We start from the raw sequence: 10304 nt of genomic DNA, 5'->3' as shown, positions 1-10304 counted from the left end.
GGTCTGCACGCTGGTCACGAATCGCCGAATTCCTCGTCGAGCAGCTCGTAGAGCTGGTCGTCGCTGACGGCGCTGAAGTCCTCGTCGTCGCCGGCCGTCGCGGGGGTGTCCCACCGCGACAGCAGCGACTGGAGCCGGACCTTGATCCGGTTCCGGGTGGTGTGGTCGGGTTCTGCGTCGGCCAGGGCGGTGACGAGCCGGTCCACCTCGTCGAAGAGGGAGCCGGGCGCGCCCTCGACGGGGAGCTTGGCGAGCACCGCGGCGGCCAGCTCCTGCGGTGTCGGGTGGTCGAACACGAGCGTGGCGGACAGCCGCAGGCCGGTCAGGGCTGTGAGCCGGTTGCGCAGTTCGACCGCGGTCAGCGAGTCGAAGCCCATGTCGCGGAACGCGAGGGTCGCGTCCACGGAGGTCGCCGACTTGTGGCCCAGCACCGCCGCGACCTCGGCGCGCACGGCGGCCGTGACGGCGTCGTGCCGCTTGGCCGGCGGCACGGCGGCCAGCTGCCGCAGCAGGGCTGCCTCGCCGGAGGCGGCGCGGACCGAGCCGGCCAGCCGGCGCGCGGCGCCCGGCACCAGGCCGAGCAGCGGCGGGGGCAGGTCGGCGCGCGAGCGCAGCGCCGTGACGTCGAGCCGCACGGGCAGCAGCACCGGCCGCCCGGACGCCAGGCCCGCGTCGAACAGGGCCATGCCCTCCGCGGGTTCGATCGGCAGCACACCGCCGCGGGCCATCCGGTTGCGGTCGGCGGCATCGAGGTCTGCGGTCAACGCGCTGTCGGAGGCCCACAGGCCCCAGGCCAGGGAGGTGGCCGGGACGCCGTTCGCCCGCAGGCGCTGCGCGAAGGCGTCGAGGAAGGCGTTGGCCGCCGCGTAGTTGGCCTGGCCCGGGTTGCCCAGCGTGCCGGCGAGCGAGGAGTAGAGGACGAACGCCCTCAGGTCCGCGCCCGCGGTGAGCTCGTGGAGGTTCACGGCGGCGTCGACCTTGGGCTTGAGCACCGCGTCGAGGCGTTCGGGCGTCAGGGCCGGCACCACGCCGTCGTCCAGCACGCCGGCCGCGTGCACGACCGCCGTGAGGGGCACGCCGGCGAGGGCGTCGGCGAGGGCGTCGCGGTCGGCGGCGTCGCAGGCGGCCCAGGTGACCGCCGCGCCGAGCGCCTCCAGTTCCGCGGTCAGCTCCCGGGCGCCCGGCGCGTCCCCGCCTCGACGGCTGGTCAGCAGCAGTTCGCGGACGCCCCTGGCGACCAGGTGGCGGGCGAGCACGGCACCGAGCGCGCCCGTCGCGCCGGTCACCAGCACGGGCCCCGCGCCGAGGTCGACGCCGGTTTCCGCCCGGTCGAGTTCGGCACGCGCCAACCGGGGCGTCAGGAGCGCTCCGCCACGCACGGCGACCTGTGCTTCCCCGGAGGCCGCCGCGGCGGGCACCCCGGCGGGGTCGTCGGTGTCGACCAGCGTGAAGCGGCCCGGGTTCTCCGACTGCGCGGACCGCACGAGCCCCCACACGGCCGCCTGGCCGGGGTCGGCCGGGGCCTCGTCGCCGACCGCCACCGCGCCGGAGGTCACGACCACCAGGCGGGAGAACGCCCAGCGGTCGGTCTCCAGCCACGACTGGACCACGGCCAGGGTGGACGCGACGAGGGCCCGCACGTCGGCCGCGGAGGTCGGCGAGTCCGCCGCCGGTCCCGGCGGGCAGGTGTGGACCACGACGTCCGGCGCGTCGCCGTCGGCGGCGGTCGCCTCGTCGAGGGTGGGCAGCGCGGTGTCCGGGCCGGCGCCGGCGGGGAGCGGCGTCCAGTCGAGCCGCAGCAGGGAGGCCGTCGCGGTCGAGGGGGCCGCCGCGGCGAGCCCGTCGACCGAGACCGGCCGCAGCACCAGGGAGTCGACCGAGGCGACGACGTCGCCGTCGGGGTCGGCCAGCAGCAGCGCCACGCCGTCGTCCCCGCCGGCGGTGAGCCGGGCCCGCAGGGAGCGCGCGCCGACCGCCCGCAGTCCCACCCCGCGCCACGCGAACGGCAGCAGCGGGTCGTCGGACGGCGGCACCAGGCCGCCCGCGCCGATGGCGTGCAGGACGGCGTCGAGCAGGGCGGGGTGCAGGCCGAACCCGGTGACGTCCGCGGACCCGTCCAGCTCCACCTCGGCGAACACGGCGTCGGCGGAGCGCCAGGCCGCGCGCAATCCCTGGAACAGCGGCCCGTACTGCAGGCCCAACCGCTCCAGGTCGCGGTAGACGCCGTCGACGTCGACCGGCTCGGCGCCCGGGGGCGGCCACCGGTCGAGCCCCACGACCGGCCCGGCCCCGCTCGCCAGGACACCCGTCGCGTGCCGGGACCAGGGGCCGCCCTCGACGGCCGAGTGCACGGTGACGGACCGGTGACCCGCGTCGTCGGGGTCGCCGACCACCACCTGGAGGGTCACGGCCGCACCGTCCGGCACGACCAGCGGACCTTCGACGACCAGTTCCTCCAGCAGGTCGCAGCCGACCTCGTCGCCGGCGCGCAGGGCCAGGTCGACGAACGCCGCGCCGGGCACCAGGACCACGCCGCCCACGGCGTGCTCGGCCAGCCAGGGGTGCGACGACAGGGACAGCCGGCCGGTCAGCACGACGCCGGTGCCGTCCGCCAGCGGCACGGTCGCGCCGAGCAGCGGGTGACCGGGCGAGGCGAGGCCGGCGGCCGTCACGTCGCCCGCGGCGGCGCCGGTGTCGGCCAGCCAGTAGTCCTCGTGCTGGAACGCGTAGGTGGGCAGGTCCGCGCGGCGGCGCGGGAGGCCCGCGTAGGAGACCGGCCAGTCGACCCGGCCGCCCCGCACGTGGACCTCGGCGAGGGACAGCAGGAACCGGTCCGGGCCGCCGTTGTCGCGCCGCAGGGTCCCGACGACCGCCGCGGGCACGCCGGCGGACTCGATGGTGTCCTGCACCCCGGAGGTCAGGACCGGGTGGGCGCTGTTCTCCACGAACACGTCGTGCCCGTCGCCGAGCGCCGCCCGCAGCGCGTCCTCGAAGCGCACGGTCCCGCGCAGGTTGCGGTACCAGTAGCCCGCGTCGAGGGCGGCGGTGTCCAGCAGCCCGCCGGTGACCGTCGAGTAGAACGGGATCGTGCCGGGGCGGGGCGCGACGGGGGCCAGCAGCTCGGCGAGCCGCTCCTCGACGCGCTCGACGTGCGCGGAGTGCGAGGCGTAGTCGACCGCGACGCGGCGGGCGCGGACGCGGCGCTCCTCGCACAACGCCACCAGCTCGTCGAGCGCGTCGGCGTCACCGGAGACGACGACCGCGGCGGGGCCGTTGACGGCAGCCAGCGAGACGCGCGCGCCCCAGGGCTCGACCAGGTCGAGCACTTCGGCGGCGGGCAGCGGCACCGACACCATGCCGCCGGCCCCGGTGATGGCGGTGATGGCGCGGCTGCGCAGGGCCACCACGCGGGCGCCGTCCTCCAACGACAGCCCACCCGCGACGACGGCGGCCGCGATCTCGCCCTGCGAGTGGCCGATGACGGCGGCCGGCTCGACGCCGTGGCGCCGCCACAGCGCGGCCAGCGCCACGTTCACCGCCCACAGGGCGGGTTGGACCACGTCGACCCGGTCCATCGAGGGCGCGTCGGGCTCCTCCAGCAGCAGGTCGAGCAGCGACCAGTCCACGTGCGGGCGCAACGCCCGGTCGCACTCCTCGACGCGGGCGCGGAACACGTCCGAGGCGGTGAGCAGCGCCTTCGCCATGCCCGGCCACTGCGAGCCCTGCCCGGGGAAGATGAACACGGCCTTGCCGGTGGTGCGGACCGAACCGGTGACGACCGCGGCGGACGAGGCGCCCGCCGAGAGGTCGGCGAGCAGGTCGGGCAGGTCGTCGGGGTCGCCGACGAGGACGGCTCGGTGCGCGAACGAGGCGCGGTCCGAGATCAGGGCGTGCCCGACGGCCACCGGGTCGACGCCGGGGGTGTCGAGGTGGCGGGCGAGGCGGGCGGCCTGCTCGCGCAGCGCGTCCGCGGTCTTCGCGGACAGCACCCACGGCAGGACGCGGTCCACCGGCGCGGCGCCCGGCGCCTCCTCGACGGGGGTGTGTTCGAGGATGACGTGCGCGTTCGTTCCGCTCACGCCGAACGACGACACACCGGCGCGGCGCGGGCGCCCCGCCTCGGGCCAGGCCACCGCCTCGCTCAGCAGCCGCACGTCGCCGGCCGACCAGTCCACGTGCGACGACGGCTCGTCGGCGTGCAGGGTGCGCGGCAGCACGCCGTTGCGCATCGCCATGACCATCTTGATGACCCCCGCGACACCGGCGGCGGCCTGCGTGTGGCCGATGTTCGACTTCACCGACCCCAGCCACAGCGGCCGGTCGCGGCCGCGGCCGTAGGTGGCCAGCAGGGCCTGCGCCTCGATCGGGTCGCCCAGGACGGTGCCCGTGCCGTGGCCGTCGACGGCGTCCACGTCCGCGGGGGTCAGCCCGGCCGAGGCCAGGGCCGCCCGGATGACCCGCTGCTGCGCGGGGCCGTTCGGCGCGGTGAGGCCGTTGGACGCGCCGTCCTGGTTCACCGCGGACCCCCGCACCACCGCCAGCACCGGGTGCCCGTTGCGCACCGCGTCGGACAGCCGCTCCACGAGCAGGACGCCGACGCCCTCGCCCCAGCCCGTGCCGTCCGCGCCCGCGCCGTACGCCTTGCACCGGCCGTCGACCGACAGGCCGCGCTGCCGGCTGAACTCCACGAACGTCGTCGGGCTCGACATGACCGTCACACCGCCCGCCAGGGCGAGGGAGCACTCCCCCGACCGCAGCGCCTGAACGGCCAGGTGCAGGGCCACCAGCGAGGACGAGCACGCCGTGTCCACGGTGACGGCCGGGCCCTCGAAGCCGAAGGCGTAGGCGATCCGGCCGGACGCGACGCTGCCCGAGCCGCCGGTGCTCAGCAGGCCCTCGACACCGTCCGGCAGGGAGCGCACGTTCTGCGCGTAGTCGTGGTACATCACGCCCGCGAACACCCCGACCGGTTGGCCCTTGAGCGTGGCCGGGTCGATGCCCGCCCGCTCGACCGCCTCCCACGACGCCTCCAGCAGCAACCGCTGCTGCGGGTCCATCGCCAGCGCCTCGCGCGGGCTGATGCCGAAGAACGCGGCGTCGAACGCCGCGGCGTCGTGCAGGAACCCGCCCCGCCGCGTGTAGGAGGTGCCGGGGTGGTCGGGGTCCGGGTCGAACAGCCCGGCGAGGTCCCAGCCCCGGTCGGTCGGGAACCCGGCGATGGCGTCCACGCCGTCGTCCACGAGCCGCCACAGGTCCTCCGGCGACCGGACGCCGCCCGGGTAGCGACAACTCATCCCCACGATCGCGATCGGCTCGTCCGACGGCAGCGCGGCGGGCGCGGTCGCGACCGGCTCGTCCGCGGCGCCGAACAGCTCGTCGTGGACGTGCTCGGCCAGCACCGCGGGGCTCGGGTGGTCGAACACCAGGGTCGCGGGCAGCCGCAGGCCCGTCGCCGTGCGCAGGCCGTTCGCCAGCTCGACCGCGGTCAGCGAGTCGAAGCCCATGTCGCTGAACGAGCGGCCGGGGTCGACGGCGGTCGCCGAGGCGTGGCCGAGGACGGTCGCCACCTCCGCGCACACCAGGCGCAGCACGGCCGCGGGCCGGTCCGCGGGGAGCACACCGGCCCCGACCAGGCCGGTCGCCCGGGGGACGCCCGCCGCGCGACGGCCCTGCCGGACGCCCGCCAGCCGGCGCAGCAGCGCCGGGACCTGCCGCTCACCGCGCAGTCCGGTCAAGTCCAGCGCGGCGGGCACGACGGCGGCGAGGTCGACCGCGAGCGCCCGGTCGAACAGGCGCAGGCCGGTCTCGGCGGGCAGCGCGAGCACACCGCCGCGCGCCATCCGGTCGCGGTCGGCCACCGCTCCCGTGCCGCCCGTGGCCCACAGCCCCCACGCCAACGACCGCGCCGGGAGCCCGGAGGACCGACGGCGGCGGGCGAACGCGTCGAGGAAGGCGTTGGCCGCCGCGTAGTTCGCCTGGCCGGGTGTGCCGAGCACGCCCGCCAGGGAGGAGAAGGTGACGAACTCGTCTACGTCGCCGACCAGTTCGTGCAGGGCGAGCACCGCGTCGACCTTCGCGCGCAGCACCGCGTCCAGGTGCCCCGGCGTCAGCGCGGTGACCACGCCGTCGTCCAGCGCGCCCGCCGCGTGCACGACGGCCGACACGTCGAGCCCGGCGAGGGCCTGGGCCAGGGCGTCCCGGTCGGCGACGTCGCACGCCACCCACGTGATGTCGGCGGGCAGCCGCTCCAGGTCCTCGACCGGGCCGCGCCGGCTGACCAGGACGAGCCTGCGCACGCCGTGCTCCTCGACCAGGTGCCGCACGAGCAGGCCGCCCAGCGCGCCGGACGCGCCGGTGACCAGCACCGCGCCGGTCCCGAAGCGCGGTGTTGCGGTCCCCGGCGCCACGCGTGCGAGACCGGGCGTGAACACCCGGCCACCGCGCACCGCCACCTGCGGTTCGCCGCCGGCCACCACCGCCGGGACGGTCCCGGCGGACGCGTCGTCGCCGTCCAGGTCGACGAGCACGAACCGGCCGGGGTGCTCGGACTGCGCGGACCGCACCAGCCCCCACACAGCGGCCTGGACCGGGTCGACCTCCTCGTCCCCCACGCCCACCGCCGCGCGGGTGGTGATCACCAGCGGGACGTCGGCGTCCTCCGAGGCCAGCCACGACTGCACCGAGGCCAGGACCGAGGCGAGGACGTCGCGCACGCCGGCCGCCGTGGTGCTCGCGGTGGGCGCGTTGGACACGGCCCAGGATCCCGCCCCCGCCGGTTCGCGGACGGTCACCGGGGCCCACTCGACGGCGTACAGGTGTTCGTCCTCCCGGGGCCGCAGCGAGCCGGGGGCGAACGCCCGCAGGGTCAACCGCGACACCGACATCACCGGAGCGCCGCTCGTGTCGGCGAGGTGCAGTGAGACCGCGTCCGGGCCGGTGGCGGTGAGCGTGACGCGCAGGTCGCGCGCCCCCGCGGCCCACAGCACCACGCCCTTCCAGGAGAACGGCAGCGCGGGGCCGCCGTCGGGCAGCAGGCCGCCGACCCCGAGGACGTGCAGCGCCGAGTCCAGCAGCGCCGGGTGCAGCGCGAAGGCGTCCTCGTCGGCCGCGGCGCCGGGCAGGCTCAACTCGGCGTGCAGGCCCGCGTCGGAGCGCCACGCGGCGCGCACACCCCGGAACGCCGGGCCGTAGTCCAAGCCGAGGTCGGCCAACCGGTCGTACAGGTCGTCCACGTCCACGCCGGTCGCGCCGGCGGGGGGCCACTCAGCCGGTGTCGCGACACCGGGCACGTTCTCGCCCAGCACACCGGACGCGATCCGCTGCCGGTCCTCGTCGGTGTGGGCGTGCACGGTCATCGGTCGGCGGCCGTCCCCGTCCGCCTCCCCCACCCAGACCTGCACCGCGACGTGTCCGTGCTCGGGCAGGACGAGCGGCGCTTCGAGCGTCAGGTCGTCGACGACACCGCAGCCGACCTCGTCACCGGCCCGGACGACCAGCTCCACGACCAGCGCGCCGGGGACGACGACCACGCCGTCGACCGCGTGGTCGACCAGCCACGGCAGTTCCGCGCGCGAGAGCCGGCCGGTCAGCAGCGTGCCCTGGTCGTCCGCGACCGGCACGGTCGCACCGAGCAGGGGGTGCGCCACCGAGGTGAGGCCCAGGCCGGACGCGGAGTTCTTCGAGGCCGGCGACAACCAGTACCGCTCACGCTGGAACGGGTAGGTGGGCAGGTCGACGCGCCGGCCACCGGGGAAGAACGGCGTCCAGTCGACCCGGACACCGTTCACGTGCAGCTCGGCCAGGGCCTCGACCACCGAGGGTTCCTCCGGCCGGTCGGCGCGCAGGGTCGGGACGGCCAGGATCTCCGCGTCGGGCAAGCAGTTGCGGGTCAACGCCGTCAGCACACCACCCGGCCCGATCTCCAAGAACCGCGTCGTGCCCCGCTCATCCAACTCGCCGACCTGATCCGCGAACCGCACCGCGTCCCGAACATGCCGCACCCAGTACCCGGCCTCGGCAACCGGCGACAACATCGGGATGGTCGGCTCGTGGAACTCCAATCCGTCCACCACGGCCGCGAAGTCGTCCAGCATCGGCTCCATGAGCGGCGAGTGGAACGCGTGACTCACCTTCAGCCGCGACGTCTTGCGATCGGCAAAACGCGCCACCACCGCATCCACCGCGTCCACAGCACCGGACACCACCACCGAACGCGGACCATTCACCGCCGCGATCGACACCGCACCGGTCAGCAGCGGCGTGACCTCGTCCTCCGACGCCTCCACCGCCACCATCGCCCCACCCGACGGCAACGCCTCCATCAAGTCGGCGCGGGCCGACACCAGCCGGCAGGCATCATCGAGGGACAACACCCCGGCCACGTGGGCAGCCGCGATCTCCCCCACCGAGTGCCCCACCAACACATCCGGCCGCACACCCCACGACTCGACCAGGCGGAACAACGCCACCTGCAACGCGAACAACGCACGCTGCGCCACACCCGTAGCGCTCAACGCCTCCACACCAACGTCGAAGAACGACGTACCACCCAGCCCCGCAACCACCTCGTCGTAGGCAGCAGCGAACACCGGGAACGCCGCATACAACTCACGACCCATCCCCACCCGCTGCGAACCCTGACCCGAGAACAAGAACGCGAGTTCGCCGTCGGTCTCCGCCTTGCCAGTGGTCAAGCCATGGTGGCGTTGCCCGGTGGCGGCAGCGGTCATTCCCGTGCTCACGTCACCCCACACCACCGCGCGGTGCTCCAACATCATCCGACCGACCGCCAGGGAGAAACCGACGTCCACCGGATTCAGGTCCACCTTGGACATTTGTGCGGCCTGGTCACGCAGGCCCTGTCCGGTCTTGGCCGACAGCACCCACGGCAGCACCCGGTCGGTGGGCGGTTCCGGCGTGGTCTCGACGGCGGGGGCCTGTTCGAGGATGACGTGGGCGTTGGTGCCGCTGATCCCGAACGACGACACCGCCGCCCGACGCGGCTCGGCCCACTCAACAGCCTCGGTGAGCAACCGGACATCACCGACAGACCAATCCACATGCGGCGACGGCTCATCCACGTGCAGCGTCGGCGGCAGCACACCATGCCGCATCGCCATCACCATCTTGATCACACCCGCCACACCAGCAGCAGCCTGCGTATGACCAATATTCGACTTCACCGAACCAAGCCACAACGGACGACCACGACCACGCCCATACGTCGCCAACAACGCCTGAGCCTCAATCGGATCACCCAACGCCGTACCAGTCCCATGCGCCTCCACCACATCCACATCCGACGCACCAAGACCCGAACCCGCCAACGCCGCACGAATCACCCGCTGCTGCGACGGACCATTCGGCGCCGTCAAACCATTCGACGCACCATCCTGATTCACCGCACTGCCCCGGACCACCGCCAACACCGTGTGACCGAGCCGCCGGGCATCCGACAACCGCTCCACCAACAACAACCCGACACCCTCACCCCACCCCGTACCATCCGCCGCCGCCGCGAACGGCTTGCACCGGCCGTCCGCCGCCAGGCCGCGCTGCCGGCTGAACCCGACGAATGTCGCCGCGCCGACCATGGCCGTGACGCCGCCGGCGATCGCCAACGAGCACTCACCCGACCGCAACGCCTGCGCCGCCAGGTGCAACGCCACCAACGACGACGAACACGCCGTGTCCACCGTCACCGCCGGCCCCTCCAGGCCGAACGTGTAGGCGATCCGACCGGAGGCGACACTGCCGGAGGTGCCGGTGCCGAGGTATCCCTCCACATCCTCGGCGGCGTTCTGCGCAACACCGAGGAATTCGTGGTTCATCACGCCGGCGAACACGCCGGTGTCGCTTCCGCGCAACGTTTCGACGTCGATCCCCGCACGTTCGAACACTTCCCACGATGCTTCCAGCAACAATCGCTGCTGCGGGTCCATCGCCAGTGCCTCGCGGGGCGAAATACCGAACAGTTCCGCGTCGAAGAGGGGCAGCCCGGAGAGGAACCCGCCGTGCCGCACGTAACTCGTGCCGCGGTTGTCCGGGTCCGGGTGGTACAGCTCGTCCAGGTCCCAGCCGCGGTCGGTCGGGAACTCCGAGATCGCGTCCGAACCTGTGGCGACGAGTCGCCACAGGTCCTCGGGTGAACCGACCCCGCCGGGGTATCGGCAGCTCATGCCGATGATCGCGATCGGTTCACCCGCGCGCTCCTCGACCTGCTTCAGCCGCTCCCGCGTGTCCTGGAGTTCGACCGTGGCCCTCTTGAGGAAGTAGCGGAGCTTTTCCTCGTTCGCCACCCGAAA

Annotated in this window: 1 protein-coding gene; it reads right to left on the bottom strand. The window is 74.5% G+C overall.

What is annotated here, in order from left to right; all coding sequences use genetic code 11:
- Positions 1-14: 14 nt before the first annotated feature.
- Entirely contained in the window at positions 15-10298 is a 10284-nt protein-coding gene (locus AB0F89_RS23570) for an SDR family NAD(P)-dependent oxidoreductase (RefSeq protein WP_367127734.1), read from the bottom strand.
- Positions 10299-10304: the final 6 nt, after the last annotated feature.

It is taken from the genome of Saccharothrix sp. HUAS TT1 (genome assembly GCF_040744945.1).
In the GTDB taxonomy this organism is placed as follows: Bacteria; Actinomycetota; Actinomycetes; order Mycobacteriales; family Pseudonocardiaceae; genus Actinosynnema.
The sequence above is the reverse complement of the archived record's forward strand: the minus strand, read 5'-3'. Positions and strand labels throughout refer to the sequence as shown.